The sequence below is a fragment of the Nonomuraea sp. NPDC049158 genome (assembly GCF_040648335.1).
Taxonomy (GTDB): Bacteria; Actinomycetota; Actinomycetes; order Streptosporangiales; family Streptosporangiaceae; genus Nonomuraea.
Map to the genome: position 1 here is coordinate 52,051 of NZ_JBEZDM010000033.1, position 16,187 is coordinate 68,237.

At 70.5% G+C, this 16,187-nt stretch carries 16 protein-coding genes; 7 read left to right on the forward strand and 9 right to left on the reverse strand.

What is annotated here, in order from left to right; all coding sequences use genetic code 11:
- Window positions 1-5: 5 nt before the first annotated feature.
- The 6 genes from AB0B61_RS44750 to AB0B61_RS44775 all read right to left on the reverse strand — a co-directional run bounded on the left by AB0B61_RS44750 (window position 6) and on the right by AB0B61_RS44775 (window position 4,853).
- A complete protein-coding gene (locus AB0B61_RS44750) occupies window positions 6-572 on the reverse strand; it encodes a DNA-3-methyladenine glycosylase I (protein WP_358446090.1) in 567 nt (188 codons plus the stop codon).
- On the reverse strand, window positions 569-1,264 hold the full coding sequence (locus tag AB0B61_RS44755) for a hypothetical protein (protein WP_358446093.1): 696 nt from the start codon (window positions 1,262-1,264) through the stop codon (window positions 569-571). The genes AB0B61_RS44750 and AB0B61_RS44755 overlap by 4 nt, the downstream gene beginning before the upstream one ends.
- Window positions 1,265-1,344: 80 nt before the next feature.
- Window positions 1,345-1,929, reverse strand: coding sequence for a TIGR00730 family Rossman fold protein (locus AB0B61_RS44760; protein WP_358446096.1), 585 nt, complete (start codon window positions 1,927-1,929; stop codon window positions 1,345-1,347).
- A gap of 10 nt (window positions 1,930-1,939) precedes the next feature.
- Window positions 1,940-2,737: a TIGR00730 family Rossman fold protein gene (locus tag AB0B61_RS44765; protein ID WP_358446099.1), complete on the reverse strand. Its 798-nt coding sequence runs from the start codon at window positions 2,735-2,737 to the stop codon at window positions 1,940-1,942.
- Window positions 2,738-2,964: 227 nt separating this feature from the next.
- Window positions 2,965-4,020: a succinyl-diaminopimelate desuccinylase gene (gene dapE / locus AB0B61_RS44770; RefSeq protein WP_358446102.1), complete on the reverse strand. Its 1,056-nt coding sequence runs from the start codon at window positions 4,018-4,020 to the stop codon at window positions 2,965-2,967.
- The gene (locus AB0B61_RS44775) at window positions 4,020-4,853 is read right to left on the reverse strand and encodes a 2,3,4,5-tetrahydropyridine-2,6-dicarboxylate N-succinyltransferase (protein WP_357651891.1); all 834 of its coding nucleotides are present in this window, start codon (window positions 4,851-4,853) and stop codon (window positions 4,020-4,022) included. The genes dapE and AB0B61_RS44775 overlap by 1 nt, the downstream gene beginning before the upstream one ends.
- 37 nt (window positions 4,854-4,890) lie before the next feature.
- Here AB0B61_RS44775 and AB0B61_RS44780 point away from each other — a divergent pair, with 37 nt between their 5' ends.
- Window positions 4,891-5,712 (forward strand): hypothetical protein, encoded by an 822-nt coding sequence (locus AB0B61_RS44780; protein ID WP_358446104.1) that lies wholly within the window; start codon window positions 4,891-4,893, stop codon window positions 5,710-5,712.
- A gap of 11 nt (window positions 5,713-5,723) precedes the next feature.
- Here AB0B61_RS44780 and AB0B61_RS44785 read toward each other — a convergent pair whose 3' ends face one another.
- The 3 genes from AB0B61_RS44785 to fdxA form a co-directional block, all read right to left on the reverse strand.
- Window positions 5,724-6,389 (reverse strand): DUF4178 domain-containing protein, encoded by a 666-nt coding sequence (locus tag AB0B61_RS44785; RefSeq protein ID WP_358446107.1) that lies wholly within the window; start codon window positions 6,387-6,389, stop codon window positions 5,724-5,726.
- A 78-nt stretch (window positions 6,390-6,467) separates the two neighbouring features.
- Window positions 6,468-7,538, reverse strand: a complete 1,071-nt coding sequence (gene dapC / locus AB0B61_RS44790) for a succinyldiaminopimelate transaminase (protein ID WP_358446110.1) — start codon at window positions 7,536-7,538, stop codon at window positions 6,468-6,470.
- A 103-nt stretch (window positions 7,539-7,641) separates the two neighbouring features.
- Window positions 7,642-7,968 carry a ferredoxin gene (fdxA, locus tag AB0B61_RS44795; RefSeq protein WP_357944222.1) on the reverse strand — a complete coding sequence of 109 codons (327 nt, stop codon included), beginning with the start codon at window positions 7,966-7,968 and terminating at the stop codon, window positions 7,642-7,644.
- A 104-nt stretch (window positions 7,969-8,072) separates the two neighbouring features.
- Here fdxA and AB0B61_RS44800 point away from each other — a divergent pair, with 104 nt between their 5' ends.
- The 6 genes from AB0B61_RS44800 (at window position 8,073) to AB0B61_RS44825 (ending at window position 16,158) form a co-directional block, all read left to right on the forward strand.
- Window positions 8,073-8,300: a hypothetical protein gene (locus AB0B61_RS44800; protein ID WP_358446112.1), complete on the forward strand. Its 228-nt coding sequence runs from the start codon at window positions 8,073-8,075 to the stop codon at window positions 8,298-8,300.
- Between the two features lie 20 nt (window positions 8,301-8,320).
- Window positions 8,321-9,382 (forward strand): ABC transporter substrate-binding protein, encoded by a 1,062-nt coding sequence (locus AB0B61_RS44805; RefSeq protein WP_358446114.1) that lies wholly within the window; start codon window positions 8,321-8,323, stop codon window positions 9,380-9,382.
- Between the two features lie 101 nt (window positions 9,383-9,483).
- Entirely contained in the window at window positions 9,484-10,260 is a 777-nt protein-coding gene (locus AB0B61_RS44810; protein WP_358446116.1) for a class I SAM-dependent methyltransferase, read from the forward strand.
- A gap of 153 nt (window positions 10,261-10,413) precedes the next feature.
- Window positions 10,414-12,438: a hypothetical protein gene (locus tag AB0B61_RS44815; protein WP_358446118.1), complete on the forward strand. Its 2,025-nt coding sequence runs from the start codon at window positions 10,414-10,416 to the stop codon at window positions 12,436-12,438.
- Between the two features lie 3 nt (window positions 12,439-12,441).
- Window positions 12,442-14,262 carry a UvrD-helicase domain-containing protein gene (locus tag AB0B61_RS44820; protein WP_358446120.1) on the forward strand — a complete coding sequence of 607 codons (1,821 nt, stop codon included), beginning with the start codon at window positions 12,442-12,444 and terminating at the stop codon, window positions 14,260-14,262.
- Window positions 14,263-14,310: 48 nt separating this feature from the next.
- Window positions 14,311-16,158, forward strand: a complete 1,848-nt coding sequence (locus AB0B61_RS44825; RefSeq protein WP_358446123.1) for a sigma factor-like helix-turn-helix DNA-binding protein — start codon at window positions 14,311-14,313, stop codon at window positions 16,156-16,158.
- The last annotated feature ends 29 nt before the right edge of the window (window positions 16,159-16,187 follow it).

The following is a 16,187-nucleotide window of genomic DNA, read 5'->3' on the forward strand; positions in this document are numbered from 1 at the left end:
CCCTGCTACGGCTGTGCCTGCCGGGCGACGCAGCCCTCGATGTGGTCGTTGACCAGGCCGATGGCCTGCATGAGGGCGTACGCGGTGGTCGGGCCGATGAATTTGAAGCCGCGCTTCTTGAGATCCTTGGCCAGGGCTTTGGAGGCCGGGGTGATGGCCGGGACGTCGGTCATCGCCCTGGGGATCGGGGACTCGGCGTCGGCGTACTGCCAGACCAGGTCGGACAGGCCGCCGGGCAGGTCGAGTGCGGCCCGCGCGTTGGCGATGGTCGCCTCCACCTTGGCGCGGTTGCGGACGATGCCGGGGTCGCCGAGGAGGCGGGTCACGTCCTGCTCGGTGTACGCGGCGACTTTGGGGATGGAGAACTGGTCGAAGGCGGCGCGGAAGTTCTCGCGCTTGCGCAGGATCGTCAGCCACGACAGGCCCGACTGGAAGGCTTCCAGGGAGACCCGCTCGAAGACACCGTCGTCGCCCCGGACCGGGCGGCCCCACTCCTCGTCGTGGTAGGTGATGTAGATCGGGTCCGCCATCCCCGGCCAGGTGCAGCGGATCACTTCGGTCGCTTGCGTCACTTGCGCTCGTCCCTGTCCTCGCCCGGCGCGACCCGCACCGGCTCACCGTCACGGTCCGGCTCGTCTTCCTTCGCCGCGGCCGAGGCGTCGAATGCGGCCGTGTGATCGGCTGGGGCCTCGGATGGCGGGGCGTCGTCTTCCGGCTTCACCACGGCGTCCGGCTCCACCGCCGCCTCCGGCTCCGCCTCGACGTCCAGCTCTGCCACCGCGTCCAGCTGATCGGGCACCGCCGCCGCGTCCTCAGGTTCGTCCGTGGACGGCTCAGCACGCTGGTCTCCCAGGGCGTGCGGCTCCGAGTCCCCCTCCTGAGAGAGTTCCCAGGGCGCGGCCGGCGGCTCGTGGTCGGTGCGCAGGCCGGCGCCCGGAGCCGCGTAGACCTCCTGGCGCGCGTACAGCCGGCTCGACAGCAGCTCGGAGACCCGCTGTTCGAGCACCGCGATCCTGGTGTCCCGCGCGCTGATCGCCGTCGCCGCCCTGCGCAGGGTCTCGTCGACACTCTGCGTGTGATAGCCGACCAGGTTGACCGGCAGCTGCAGCGCCACGAAGTCCACCGCCGTGAGCTGCCCGGGCTCCGGCAGGTCGAGAGGCGGCACATCCGGCGGGAACTCGGTCAGCTCCCCGCCCCTTCCGAGGGAGACCAGGACCACGCAGGCCAGAATGGCGAGCGCGGCAATGGCGAGTACGACCAGCACATTGGCATCGTACTCATACGATCGAGGCACGAGTCCCGCACTTGCCGCGCCTGTTACGTCTTGGGACTCCCCGGGACGGGTCAGCCGGTCGCCTCGCCGAGCTCCTCCACGCTGGGCCGAACCGGCTTGCCGGCCGCCTCCAGGTGCGCGAACGCCTCCTCGACCGTGCTGGTCCAGGAGATGGCGTCGAAGACGTTGGCCCGGGTGAAACCCGCCTCGTACATGTTCTCGATGAGCTGTCGCAGCGGCGTGTACAGGCCCCACGGGTCGAGGATCACCAGCGGACGGTCGTGGATGCCGAGGACGCGGGCCGTCCAGATCTCGAAGAGCTCCTCCAGCGTGCCGATGCCGCCGGGCAGCACGAGGAAGGCGTCGGAGCGCTCGTCCATGGCGGCCTTGCGCTCGCGCATGCCGGTGGTGACGATCAGCTCGTCGGAGCCCGTGTCGGCGACCTCGATGTCGACCAGGACCTGGGGGATCACGCCGATGGTCCGCCCGCCGGAGGCGCGGGTGGCGGCGGTGACGGCGCCCATGCACGAGACGGTGGCGCCGCCGCTCACCAGCGTGTGGCCACGCTGGGCGAGCTCGGCGCCGACCTCTGTGGCGAGTTGGAGGTACTTCTCGTCAATCTTCTGACTCGAGGAGCAAAACACGCAGATATTCACACATTTGAGCTTATTGGGGCTCGGCCGGCTGGGCGGCGACGGCTTTCTGCTCGTCCCGGAGCTGCTCGGACCGCCTGAGGTCGGCGTCGACGATGAGGCGCACGGCCTCATCGACGTCGTCGGTCACGGTGATGAGGTCGAGATCCTGCTCGGCGATCTTGCCGGTGTCCAGGAGCGTGCTCTTGATCCAGTCCATCAGGCCGCCCCAGAACTCCGAGCCCATCAGCACGACGGGGAAGGAGGTCACCTTCTGCGTCTGCACCAGCGTGAGCGCCTCGAACAGCTCGTCGAGCGTGCCGAACCCACCGGGCAGCGCGATGAAGCCGCACGAGTATTTGACGAACATCGTCTTGCGGACGAAGAAGTAGCGGAACTCGATCCCGAGGTCCACGTAGTCGTTCATCCGCTGCTCGAAGGGCAGCTCGATGCCGAGCCCCACCGACATGGCGCCTTCGACGTCCAGGGCTCCCCGGTTGGCCGCCTCCATGATCCCGGGGCCGCCGCCGGTGATCACCGCGTATCCGGCCTGGGCCAGCGCACGACCGAGCGCGCGGCCCATGCCGTAGTCGGCCGAGCCGGCGTGGGTGCGGGCGGAGCCGAAGACGGTGACCGCCGGGGGCAGCTCGGCCAGCTGCCCGAACCCCTCCACGAACTCCGCCTGGATACGCAGCACCCGCCACGGATCCATGTGCACCCAGTCAGCGGGGCCCTGGCGGTCGAGCAGCCGCTGATCATGGGTGGTTTGAGGCGCGAGACTGCCGCGGACCACGGCCTGCCCCTGACGGCGTTCCGGACGTGACTGTTCCATGCGGTCACGCTAGCCCAACGCCGGTCGCCCTCGCGCACAACGAGGACTAGTCACCCGTTAGAGGGCCTCTGCGGCAAATGCCCTGGTAGATGGCCCAAAGAACCCGTCTAAAAAATCTTGTAAGAAGCAGGAACCAGATTTCGACCTGCCTGCGTCTAACTGCCGAGGGTGCTGCTCGGGACTGAAAGTGGCTTTCCCCGCCAAATGGCCGGCGAGGAAAGCCACTTTCACTTTGTCAGCCAGTCCAGCAGGGCCCGCTCGCTCTCCACGATCTTCGGAAGCGACACGTACTCCCCCTGCTGATGCGCCAGGTTCGGGTCACCGGGACCGTAGTTCACGGCCGGCACCCCCAGTGTGGAGAAGCGCGCGACATCCGTCCAGCCCAGCTTGGCCCGCGGCGTGCCGCCGACCGCGGCGGTGAAGGCCGCCGCCACCGGGTGGGTGAGGCCGGGCCGCGCGGCCGGGGCGCCGTCGGTGAAGCGGACCTCGAACCCGTCGAACACCTCGCGTACGTGCGCCTGCGCATCCTCGATCGACAGGTCGGGCGCGAACCGGTAGTTGACCGTGACCACGCACTCGTCCGGGATCACGTTGCCCGCCACGCCGCCGCGTACGCCGACCGCGTTGAGCCCCTCGTGGTAGGCGAGCCCGTCGACCACGGGCTGCCGGGCCTCGTAGGCGTTGAGCCGGGCCAGGACCGGCTCGATGCCGTGAATGGCGTTGACCCCGAGCCACGACCGGGCGCTGTGCGCGCGCTTGCCGGCCACGGTGATCTCGGCCCGCAGGGTGCCCTGGCAGCCGCCCTCGATCACCCCGTCGGTGGGCTCCATGAGCACCGCGAAGTCGGCCGCCAGCCAGTCGGGGTGCTCACGCGCCACCCTCGTCAGCCCGTTGCGCTCGGCCTCGATCTCCTCGCAGTCGTAGAAGACGTAGGTGACGTCGCGGTTGGGCGCGGGCACAGTGGCCGCCAGCTTGAGCGCGACCGCGACCCCCGCCTTCATGTCCGAGGTGCCGCAGCCGTAGAGCAGGTCGCCTTCGACGCGGCTGGGCAGGTTATCGGCGACCGGCACCGTGTCGAGGTGCCCGGCGATCAGCACCCGCTCGCCGCGGCCCAGCTCCGTGCGCGCGACGAGCGTCTCACCCGATCTGTCGACCTTGAGGTACGGCAACGCCGCCAGCGCCCGCTCGACCGCGTCGGTCAGCGCCCGTTCGTCGCCGCTCACCGACTCGATGTCCACGATGGCCGCGGTCAGCGTCCGTACGTCCTGCGTCAGGTCCAGCATCAGGTGTTCACTCCGTGTTCGCGCAGCACCTCGTTGAGCGCTGCCTTGTCGTGGCGCTGCCCCGGCTCCAGGCGCTTGATCACCAGCACGCAGGGCAATCCGAACGTGCCGCCGGGGAACTCCTTCTGGCGGGTGCCGCCGACGGCGACGCACCAGTCGGGTACGCGGCCGCGGGCCAGCTCCTCGCCGGTCCGCACATCGATCACCGGGATGGAGGCCGACAGGATCGTGCCCGCCCCGATGACGGCGCCGCGTCCCACCCGGGCGCCTTCGACCAGCATCGCACGGCTGCCGATGAGCGCGTCGTCCTCCACGACCACCGGCACGGCGTTGGGCGGCTCCAGCACCCCGCCGATCCCGACGCCGCCCGACAAATGGACGTTTTTCCCGATTTGGGCACAGGAGCCGACCGTGGCCCAGGTGTCGACCATCGTGCCTTCGCCGACGTACGCCCCGATGTTCGTGAACGACGGCATCAGCACCACGCCTGGCGCCAGATAGGAGCCCCAGCGCGCGATCGCTCCCGGAACCACCCGCACCCCGTCGAGCGTGGTCTTGAGCGGATGCCGGTCGTGGTGCTGGAAGTCGCCCACCTGCGACCTGGCCAGGCCGAGCACCTGGAAGCTGAGCAGGATCGCCCGCTTGGCCCGCTCGTCCACGACCACTTCACCGTCCGACAACCGGGCGGCCCGCGCCTGTCCCCTGTCGAGCAGGTCGATCGCGCTCACCACCACGTTGCGGGCATCGAGGTCGCGGGGTGACAGCTCCCCGCGACGCGCCCACAGCTCATCCACCGCGGATACGATCGGTGACACACCGCTCACGTGCCTCATGGCCACGGAGCTTATCTGGCCGGGTAGGTTTTTCAGCGTGCGCCTGCGCTTCTCCCGCGGAGTCATCACCATCGCGGTCATCGTTCTGCTGCTCGCGGTGGGGATCTCCGTTGGCCTCTATCACCTGCTCAAAAAGACGGAGCCGCTGGCCATTCCCGAAGCCCACTGCAGCGTCAAGACCCCCGTGGGCGACCGGGATCTCGACATCGAGCAGGCTCAGATATCGGCCACCATCGCGGCCGTCGCGGAGCGCCGCAAGCTGCCCGAACGGGCGGTGGTGATCGCCTACGCGACCGCGCTGCAGGAGTCGAAGCTCTTCAACCTCGACTACGGCGACCGCGACTCCGTCGGCGTGTTCCAGCAGCGCCAGTCGCAGGGGTGGGGCAAGCGCAAGCAGCTCCTCGACCCCGTCTACGCGACCAACCGGTTCTTCGCCGCGCTGGTCAAGGTCAAGAACTACCGGAAGCTCCCGCTGGAGGACGCCGCCCAGGCCGTGCAGCGCTCGGCGGGCGGCTACGCCTACGCCCAGCACGAGGAGGACGCCAAGATCCTCGCGGCGGCGTTCACCGGGCGTGTCCCGAAGGCCGTGCACTGCTGGTATCCGCCGCCCAAGGCGAGCACGCCCGCCCCCCAGGCCAAGACCGCCGAGGCGCGGCGCCAGCTCGCGCGGGCGCTCGGCGACCCGTCCATCTCGACGCGCAAGCGCGGCTGGCTGATCGCCGCCTGGTCGGTGGCCCACGCGCGGAAGTACGGGCTCAAGCACGTCGGCTTCAACGGCGCCACCTGGACCAACGACATGAATCTGGAGGGCTGGCAGTCGGGCGGCAAGGCGACCGACAGCAAGGTGGACATCTCCTAGACGGACACGCCTCAGGACGTGGCGCGGCTGACGATGCTGATCGAGCCGGGCGGCAGCGGCCTGGCGTAGCTGGCCGTCCATCTGCCGCCCTGGATCCGCTCGAAGGAGAGCAGCCGCCCGTCGGAGGCGCGGTAGTCGGCGAAGTCGAGCAGGCCCCGCTCGGCGTTGCCGGTGTTGCCCTCCGATCTGAACGCGGCCGTGCCCCGCTCGATCGGGTGGAACTCGACGCCCTCCATGATCAGCATGCTCTTGGCGGGCACCATGCCCTCGGTGGGCACCTCGGTCCAGACGAGCACCTCCAGGTGCGACGGCTCACCCTCGACCTGTCGTACCTGCACCGACAACCACTGCATGCGGCGGGAGCCGTCACGCAGCCGGTATTCGACCCACTGCATGCCCTGCCACGAGATGTACATGGCGCCGAGCACTCGCGCGGGCGATCCGTGCACCTCTATCCGGTCACCGACCTTGATGGTGCGGGGATCGACATAGTCCGATCCGGAGTACCCGGGCATGCTCACCGGTGCCGGCAGTGGGGCCTCGGTGGCCGCGATCTCGACCGGCTGTGCGGTCGCGCGACCCTTCCTTTCCTGGCGCATGGTGGCCAGGAAGGCACCCAGCAGCAGGAGGACGGTGGCGACGCTCAGCCCGAGTACGACCACGAAGGTCATGCTCATCGATCAGCTCGCTCCACTCGCGGTCTGCCTCAGCAAACGCCGTTATCAACTTATGTGTGCCCTGCTTCGCGGGGGATCCTACTGGAGGCGGCGCACCGCCGCACTGATGCGTTCATCAGTGGCGGTCATGGCGATGCGGATATGCCGCCCACCTGCCGATCCGTAGAATTCCCCCGGAGCAACCAAAATACCGATTTCGGAGAGCTTGCTGACCTGTTCCCAAGAACTGGTCCCGTCCGTCGCCCAGAAATACAGCCCGGCGGTCGAGTGCTCGATGCTCCAGCCCGCCTTCTCCAGCACCGGCCGCAGCTGGACACGCCGCCTGGCATAGCGCTCACGCTGCTCCTCGGCGTGCGCGTCGTCGCCCAGCGCGGCCGTCATGGCGGCCTGTACGGGGGCCGGCATGAGCATCCCCGCGTGCTTGCGGATCTCCAGGAGCCGCTTGACCAGAACCGGGTCGCCGGTCACGAACCCGGCGCGGTAACCGGCCAGGTTGGAGCGCTTGGACAGCGAGTGGACCGCGAGCAGCCCCTCGTGGGAGCCCTCGCAGACGTCGGGATGCAGGATGGAGACGGGTCGCTCCTCCCAGCCCAGCTCGATGTAGCACTCGTCGGAGGCGACGACCACGCCGCGCTCGCGCGCCCAGGCCACCACCTTGCGCAGGTGCTCGACGGGCAGCACCCGCCCCGTGGGGTTGCCGGGCGAGTTGACCCAGACGAGGTCCACGTGCTGCGGCCCCAGCGCGAGCAGGCCGTCGGAGGCCGTCGCCTCCGCTCCGGCCAGCCGGGCGCCCACGTCGTAGGTGGGATAGGCCAGCTCGGGGAAGACGACCCGCCGGGCACTCAGGTAGCTGGGCAGCCAGGCGACGAACTCCTTCGAACCGATCAGCGGCAGCACGTCGCTCGGCTCGACGGTGACCTCGTGCCTGCGGCGCAGCCAGCCGGCGGCGGCCTCGCGCAGCGCCTTCGTCCCGTGGGTGAGCGGGTAGCCGGGGCTGTTGGCGGCCTCGACGAGCGCGCTCTGGACGAGCGGCGGCACCGAGTCGACGGGCGTGCCGACCGACAGGTCGACGATGCCGTCGGGGTGCGCCAGCGCACGCGCCTTGTACGGCTCCAGCCGGTCCCAAGGGAAGTCGGGCAGGTTGTTCACGGTTCTCCAGGTATCAGGCGGGCACGCCTCCAGCTAATCAGGCGCGCGCGCCGTACGCCCGGCAGCGGGTCCGCCGTTGGGCCGCCCCGCTGCGGGGTGCGGGCTAGTGCTCTTCAGCCTGCGGCGGCAGCGCGGCGATGACAGGGTGGTCCTTGTCGATCTTGCCGACCTTGGAGGCGCCACCGGGCGAGCCCAAGTCCTCGAAGAAGTCGACGTTCGCCTTGTAGTACTCCTTCCACTGCTCGGGAAGGTCGTCTTCGTAGAAAATGGCCTCGACGGGGCACACTGGCTCACAAGCGCCGCAGTCCACGCACTCGTCGGGGTGGATGTAAAGCATGCGCTCGCCCTCGTAGATGCAATCAACGGGGCACTCCTCGATGCACGCCTTGTCCAGGACGTCCACGCAAGGCTGCGCGATGACGTAGGTCACCTCGAGCTCCTTCTTCTCCGCACCATGGCATGACTCTGACGGCGGTCTGCTAGTCCTAGTATTGCCGTGCTTGCCAACTGGCCGAAACGGAGGGTGGCAAACTCGTGGCGGCTCGCCTGGTGATCGCGATCACAACCGGGGATGTCGGCGCCCGGATCACCACCCGCAGACGGGTTCCGGAAGGCTTCCGTGACGCCGTCGGGATTCTCGAATCCTGGGACGGCGGCGTGCTGCGCGTCCGCAAGCGGGACGGCACTGTGGTGGAGATCTCCGAAGAGACGCTGGTGGCGGCCAAGGTCGTTCCGGCCGCGCCTCCTCGACCTGAACGGTAGTAACGGCGAGTATTCGTCCTGTGACCGTACGTACCTGCGCCGCCGCAACCGTCCTCATCGCCAGCGCCGGATGCGGCGCGTCGTCGTCCCCGGCCGAAAAGCCGCTTCCGCCGGTGAACGTCAAGGCCGCCTCCATGAAGCAGGGTTTCACGACCCTCGACAACCTCGCCGCGACCGCCAAGCGGGAAGGCTCGCTCACCGTGATCGGGCTTCCCCGCGACTGGGTCAACTACGGCGCGATCATCGACGCCTTTACCGACAAGTACGGCGTCAAGGTCAACGAGCTCGAGCCCGGCGCCAGCAGCCGGCGCGAGATCGATGCCGCCGCCCAGCTCAAGCCCGATGTGTTCGACCTCACCCTCGACGTCGCGGTGGCCGACGCCGCCAAGTTCGCCCCGTACAAGGTGCAGGGCTGGCAGGACCTGCCCGATCACATCAAGGACCCGGCCGGCGCCTGGTACGGCGTCTACGGCGCCTACATGTCGCTCGGCTACGACCCGCGCAAGGTCCCCGCCCCCGCCTCCTTCGCCGATCTGGCCGCCAAGCCGGGCTACCAGGTCGCGCTCGACGGCGACCCGCTGCACTCGGCGGCGGCCTTCGACGGCGTGATGGCCGCCTCGCTGGTCTCGGGCGCGCCACAGCCGCAGCGCGGCGTCGAGCTGTTCGCCAAGCTCAGGCAGGCGGGCCGGCTCACGGATCCGGCCAAGGCCAACGTGATCGTGGACTGGGACCACCTCAACGCCGCCCGCAGCGCCCGTGACGCGGAGGCGTGGAAGGTGACGATCCCGCGTGACGCGCCGCTCGGCGACTACCACGTGCAGGCGATCAGCAAGGACGCGCCGCATCCCGCCGCGGCCCGTCTCTGGCAGGAGTTCCTGTTCTCCGACGAGGGCCAGAACCTGCTGCAGAAGGGCTGGGCCCGCCCCGCCCGCGGGGAGGCGATGCTGATGCGCGGCACGCTCGACACGGAGCAGGCCGCCAAGATGCCCGTCGCCCCCGGGCCACCGGTGCTCCTCACGATTCCGCAGACAGATGCCGGAAAGTCCTACCTCAAGAAGCGATGGACGCAAAGTGTGCGATGAGACCATTGTGACTTGATATGTCGCGGAGACAATCAACCTCTAAAGTGAACAGACAGCACGGCCACAGGGGGCCCTTGTCTGACGAATGAGAGCTGATCGTCTTGCGATACGACACACCGAGCTTGGAGCGGTGGAGCAGTCGCGCCTACGACGGCAGTTTCGGCTACGTCTCGACGCAGGGCGCGCCCCTGGTGGACCTGCTCGATCCGCGGCCGGGAGAGCGCGTGCTCGACCTCGGCTGCGGCACCGGGGTGCTGACCGCCCAGATCGCGTCGCGGGGTGCCGACGTCCTCGGGATCGACGGCTCCCCCGCCATGATCGAGAAGGCCCTGGCCCTGTATCCGGGTGTCGACTTCATCGTCGGCGACGGGCACGACTTCAGTGTGGCGCTGGCCTATGACGCCGTCTTCTCCAACGCCGCACTGCACTGGATGAGCCGCGACCCCGTCTCCGTCATCGCCAACGTGCATGAGGCGCTCACGCCCGGCGGCCGGTTCGTGGCCGAGATGGGCGGCGCGGGCAACTGCGCGGAGCTCACCGCCGCCATGCACACCGCCTGGCGGGAGTACGGTCTGCGCGAGCCCGACCTGCCCTGGTACTTCCCCACTCCGGCCGAGTACGCCCGCCGGCTGGAGCAGGAGGGCTTCGTGGTCCGGCTGCTCGAGTACTTCGACCGGCCGACGCCGCTCGAGGAGTGCCCGCAGGGGGCCGCCGACTGGGTACGCATGTTCGCGTCCTCGGTCATCGACGGGCTGCCGAAGGACATCGTCGAGCCGCTGCTCCAGCGGGTCAACGAGCTCGCCGCGCCCGCTCTGCGCCGGGAGACGGGCTGGATGGCCGACTACGTCCGTCTACGCTTCGCCGCCGTCCGGCGCTGATACGTAGTGGATGATGCGTAGGGGAGTTTTGCCGGACTATGGTCTGTTCGTGGGCGGCGGAAAGAGTGGCGGAGAGAGTAAGGCTGCACCGCTGACGAAGTTGGGGAGCCTTGCGACGACACGGCGGCGTGAGGGGCTGGTGAACGGAACGGGATGAATTTCTGCCTGAGCGACCTCGTACCACCGTTGAGGTGGAGCGACGCGTCCACGATCACGCTGCTCACCGGGCAGCCGGAGCTTCCGGACGCCTGGTGGCGCAGCCTGCCCATGCCGCTCGTGCTCGCGGCCATCGGCCCCGAGCCGCTGGCCGAGTTGCTCACGGAGATCGCGCTTGAGCACTGGCCGGCCGCCGCCGTGGGCGACGTGCTGCCGGCGCTGCACGTCCTGGATCCGGACGAGGCCGACGAGCCGCAGGTGGCGATCGCGCTCGATCGCGCCGGGTCGTGGTCGGGGCTGCTCGCGCTGACCGGCAGGGAGCTGGTGGACCAGCCGTTCATCCAGGCGCGTCCGGTGCTCAACACGCTGTTCTCCGCGGCCCTGGTACACCTCGCACCCCAGCTCCAACGCCCGTCGGCGCCGGTCTCCGCTCCGACCCCGACCCCGGCCCCCGCCGCCCTCGCCGCCCTCGCGCACGAGGCCGTACCGGTCGCGCTGCCCGTGGAGGCGCCGCCGAGCGCCGAGCCGGTCGTCGAGGAGGCTCGCGTCGCCGAGCGGGCACCGATTGTCGAGGAGGCACCGGAGCGCGAGGAAGCGCCGGACGCCGAAGAGGCGGTGGCCGCCCAAAAGGCCGAGGACGCGGTAGAGGCTGAGGAGCCGGTAGAGGGTGAGGAGCCGGTGCTCGACGCCGACGACGAGCCGGTCGCCGAGGAGGCCGCCGAACCGGAGGCCGAGTCAGAGGCCGTTCTGGACGCCGCCGACGAGCCCGCGCCGGAGCCCGCCGCCGAGGAGGCCGCCGCGCTCGAAGCCGAGGGCGCGGAGCCGGAACCGGAGCCCGAACCTCAGGACGCCGAAGCCGAGCCCGCTTCCGAAGAGCCGAAGCCCAAGTACGACACACCGGACTTCGAGGCGGCCGAGTCGGAGGACCCGGAGCCGGCGGAGCCCGCGGGGCACGAGCTGCCCGGGCTGATCGAGGCCGCGTTCGCCGGTCTGGACGACAAGAGCTGGGCCGTCGCCCAGAACCGGGTCTTCACCGACCAGCCGTCCGCCGTGGACCAGCTCGCCAAGCTGTTCGCCGTCCCCGCCGCCGACATCTCCGCCACCGAGACCGAGTTGCGGGCCCGCCTCGGCCAGTGGCTGGCCAGCGAGGAGGCGGCTCCGTACCGGGCGCATCTGGACGAGCTGCGCCGGACGATCGGCCCGGCCGCTCCCAAGGACCAGCTGATCGGCGCGGCCGACTGGCACGCCCAGGAGATCCGCGCGCTGGAGGTCCCCGCCTGGCAGTTCGTGCTGGCCACGCTGCCGTCGGAGGCGCCCGCCAGGCCGTCTGAGCCGCCGGCCCCTTCGGAGCCGAAAATCATCGAGGTCCCCCCGGCATCCGCGTTCGCCCAGGTGCCGCCGATCCCGTCGCCGCCGCCGGGGACGCCGCAGTTCCAGGCGTTCGCTCCGGCCGAGGTCGTGGTGGGCGAGGGTAACGGGGCGTCGAACGAGCCGGCCAAGCCGTACCAGCCGCTGAAGGACGTCTCGCAGACCAGGCGGTGCTTCCGCCAGCCGGACGGCCGGTGGTGGCTGCGGATCGACGTGACGGCCGAGCAGCTCGGCGGCGGCGAGTGCGCGCTGCCCACGGGGTTCGCCACGTACCTCGGACTGTCGCCGGGAGAGAGCAGGACCGTGCGGAGCGCGGCCGGCGAGCTGACCATGGTCTGGCATGGCCGGCCGGTGCTCGAATCCGTCGAGCGGCTGCTCGCGGACGTCGGCGCGAAGGAGGGCGGGCACCTGTTCCTCACGCTGTCGGACGAGGGCGTGCTGCGGGCCAGGCACCTGCCGGTGGCCGCGCAGGGGGCCGAGAAGATCACCAAGGCGCTGCGCCTGGTCGGTTACACCGCCCCCGGCGGGACCCGCGACCAGGCCGCCAGGGTGATCGCCACCAGGATCGGGATGACCGGACCTGTCGGACTGCCCGACCTGCTCACCAGGCTCCGCGAACGCGGGGACCGCGACCTGCTGCAACTCTTGGACTGAGCCGTGCCGCGGCTGGCGATCGCCCCGGACTTCCCCCGGGACCTCAGCGCACTGGCACAGCCGGTGCGCAGGGACGCCGTTGTCGCACTCCGCCGCCTGCTGCTGAACGTCTCGGGCGCCCCGCACCCCGAGCGGGTCAGGGGCGCCAGGGACCCGCGGATCGCGACGCTCCGCCTCACGTCGGGCCATCGGGGGGTGGTGGTGCGTCAGCGGGACGTGTACTGGCTGCGTGCCGTGCTCCCGGACCCCGAGGCGTGGTCGTACGCGCAGCGCTACCGCTACGGGATCAACCCGGTGATCGGCGTCGTCGAGGAGTGGGACGCCGAGGCGCTCGAACGGGTCGAGCCCGCGTTACGGCGTTCGGCGAGTGCTTCGGGGTTGTTCGCCGCGATCTGCGATGGTGATCTGCTCGCGCTGGGCATCGACGTGCGCGCGCTGCCGCTGGTGCGGCTCATCAGCAACGAGGCCGACGTGGACGCGCTCGAACCGCTGCTCCCCCCGCCCCAGCACGCGCCGCTCGCGGTGCTGGCCAGGGGCGGCACGCTCTCCGAGGCCTGGCGGGAGCTGGACGCCTGCCGCGCCACGGACGAGGACGCCGACCACATCGATGTAAACGACTTCCACGCGGCGCTGCGCCGCAGCCCGGACCGGGCGGTGTTCGCCGCCGACAAGGTGGAGCTGGAACGGATCCTGGACGCGCCGGAATGGTGCGCGTTCCCGCGTCCGGAACAGCACCGGCTGGCCCGCGCCGCGCGCTACGAGCACCCGGTGCTGGTGATCGGCGGGCCGGGCACCGGCAAGACGATCATCGCGCTGCACCGGGCGGCCCATCTGGCCGCGCACGGGAGCGGGCCGGTGCTGCTGGTGACGTACTCGCAGGGGCTGGGCGAGGACCTGTCCGACCGGCTCGACCGGTTGATCGACGACGGGGTGACGCGCAAGCGGGTCGACGTGGACAACGCCGAGCGGCTGGCGATGCGCATCGTGGCCAGCGCGGAGGGCCAGCGCCCGGCGCTGATCGGCCCCGGCGCGCGTACGCTGGCCGAGCTGACCGACGAGGCGCTCCGGCTGCTGTCGAGGGCCACCGGCGACCTGCTCGACGACATCGAGCCGGGGCGCAAGCCGTACCGGCACGTCGTGGTGGACGAGGCGCAGGACATCAGCGCGTCGCAGTGGCGGCTGCTGCGAGCGGTGGCGCCGCGGGCGCACGACGACCTGTTCATCGTCGGCGACCCGCACCAGCGGATCACCGACACGCGCGTGACGCTCGGCTCGGTGGGCATCCCGGCCCTGCAGCGCACGCTCAAGGTGTCCTACCGGCTGCCGCAGGAGCCGCTGTCGTTCGCGGTCCGGCTGCGCGGCGGCGGGCCCGTCGACGGGCTGGTCAAGGGCATGTCCCCGCTGTACGGGCTCCACGCGCTGCGCAACGGTGAGCGGCCGGTGCTCAGGGCGTACGACTCGCCGGAGGCGGAGCTGGCCGGGCTGGTGGCCACGGTCGTCTCCTGGCTGGAGGACGGCGTCCCGGCCGATGAGATCGCCGTCGGCGCGCGCACGCCGAAGCTGGTCCGTGAGGCGCGCAAGGCGCTCGGGCGGGCGGACGTGCGGGTGTCGGCGTTCCAGAATCTGAAGGGGCTGGAGTTCGAGCGGGTCGCGCTCATCGGCGTGGCGGAGGGCGTGGTGCCCGAACCGCCGCCCGACGAGCCGGGCGCCCGGGCGAGAGCGCTGCAACGGGAACGGAGCATGCTGTACGTGGCCTGCACGCGGGCCCGATCCATGCTCTATATCTCCCATTCAGGAAGAGGTAGCCCTTTTCTGTCGCTCTGATCACATAGTCTGAACTGCGGATATCTTCCCATTGCCGGTTGGACCTCAATGAACCTCAGCCTGAGCGACCTCGCGCCACCGCTGCGCTGGACTTCTCCTGTGCAGATAGCGCCGATCGTGGAGGAGCCCCAGCTTCCCGAGGCGTGGTGGCAGACGATTCCCCTCGACCGCGCGTGCGCCGTCATCACCACGCAGACCGTGGCGGGCCATCTCGCCGATCTCGCCGTGGCCTGCTGGGGGCACCTGCTGGTCGGCGACATCCTGCCGCTGCTGCGTTTCTCCGACCCCGCCGAGGCCGAGCGTACGCCGGAGATGCTGGGCAAGGACGTGGTGCAGAAGCTGTTCAGCGGGGTGTTCGAGCGGCTGCTCGAACCTCCGTCTGAGGCGGTCGCCGCGTCCGTGGCGCGGCCGGACAAGCCACTGCCCGAATTGATCGACGCCCTGTTCGCGGCGCTGGACGAGCGGCAGCGGGCCATCGCCCGCGACCGCCTGTACGCCTCGCAGCGGGCCACACTTGACGAGCTGGCGCAGCGCTTCTCGGTCACGCGGGAGCGGATCCGGCAGATCGAACGCGACCTGCGCGACCATGTCGAAGCCTGGCTGGGCGGCCCGGAGGCGGTCTCGCTCGTCGCGCACGTCACCTGGCTGCGCGGCCGGCTCGGCTCGGCCGTACCCGCCGACGACCTGGCCGCGGCCGTGCCGTGGCACCGCGGCGAGCTGCGCACGCTGGGCATCCCCGTCTGGCGGTTCGTCCGCACGTTGCTGACCGGGTACGAGCAGGCCGACGGCTGGCTGATCGCGGGCGGCGCGGACGAGCTGAGGGAGAAGACGCGCCAGCTGTTCACCGACGGGCCGCGGCCGATCGGCGAGGCCGTCACCATGGTCACGCAGCTCGGCATCCGCGAGGACGTGGCCGAGCGGTGGATCCTGGCCGTGCCACAGCTGCGCGTGCTGGACCAGCACGTGGTGCCGTGGCCGCGCAGCATCAACGAGAAGGCGGAGGCGGTCCTGGCGGTGGCCGGGCGGCCGTTGACGCCTGAGGAGATCCAGGAGCGGATCGGCGAGGACTACAGCCTGGTCGGCATCCGCAACCAGCTCACCGCCGACGAGCGGTTCCGCCGCGTGGACCGGAACAAGTACGGGCTGACCAGATGGGGCGGCGACGAGTACCTGGGGATCAGGGAGATGATCGCCAGGGAGATCGAGCGCGCCGGCGGTGAGGCGTCGGTCAGCATGATCGTCTCGAACCTCACCTCCCGCTACGACGTCAGCGAGAGCTCGGTACGCGCCTACTCGGGCGGTCCCGGGTTCGAGCGGACGCAGCGGGGCTGGATCCGGGTGGCGGGCACCTCGCCGACCGGTGAGGCCGAGCCGTACCAGCCGCGCAGGGACGTGTCGGAGACCCGGCGCAGCTTCCGCAGCCGCGACGGCCGCTGGTGGCACCGCGTCGACGTCAACGCCGAGCACCTGCGCGGGTCGGGGTCGCCGCTGCCGACGGGGTTCGCGGCGTACCTGGGGATGGCTCCCGGCGGGCAGCTCACGGCCGCGACGCCCTCCGGGGACGTGGTGGTCAGCTGGCACAACCAGCCGACCATGGGGTCCATCAGGAACGTGCTGGCGGACTTCAAGGCCGGGGAGGGCGACCACGTCTTCCTCACCGTGTCCGACGGGGGCGAGCTGCTGACCCGCTACCTGCCCGCCGCGGCTCCGGGGATCCCGCCGCTGAACCGGGCGCTCTATCTGATCGGCTACACCGCTCCGGTCACCTCGGAGATGGAGGGGCTGCGGCTGATCGGGGCGCGCATCGGGTTGCCGGACACGGCGACGCGTGACGAGGTGCTGGCGCGGCTGCGGGAGCGGGGGGACCGGGACATCGTCGGCTTTTTGGGTGGCTGATGTTCCTTGGAGGCCGGGGGCTAGGCTCG

Excerpts from the sequence above, each read along its gene's own strand:
- AB0B61_RS44825 (WP_358446123.1), top strand. The coding sequence starts at position 14,311 with ATGAACCTCAGCCTGAGCGACCTCGCGCCACCGCTGCGCTGGACTTCT.
- AB0B61_RS44765 (WP_358446099.1), bottom strand. The coding sequence starts at position 2,737 with ATGGAACAGTCACGTCCGGAACGCCGTCAGGGGCAGGCCGTGGTCCGC.
- AB0B61_RS44775 (WP_357651891.1), bottom strand. The coding sequence starts at position 4,853 with ATGAGGCACGTGAGCGGTGTGTCACCGATCGTATCCGCGGTGGATGAG.
- AB0B61_RS44785 (WP_358446107.1), bottom strand. The coding sequence starts at position 6,389 with ATGAGCATGACCTTCGTGGTCGTACTCGGGCTGAGCGTCGCCACCGTC.
- AB0B61_RS44815 (WP_358446118.1), top strand. The coding sequence starts at position 10,414 with ATGAATTTCTGCCTGAGCGACCTCGTACCACCGTTGAGGTGGAGCGAC.
- dapE (WP_358446102.1), bottom strand. The coding sequence starts at position 4,020 with ATGCTGGACCTGACGCAGGACGTACGGACGCTGACCGCGGCCATCGTG.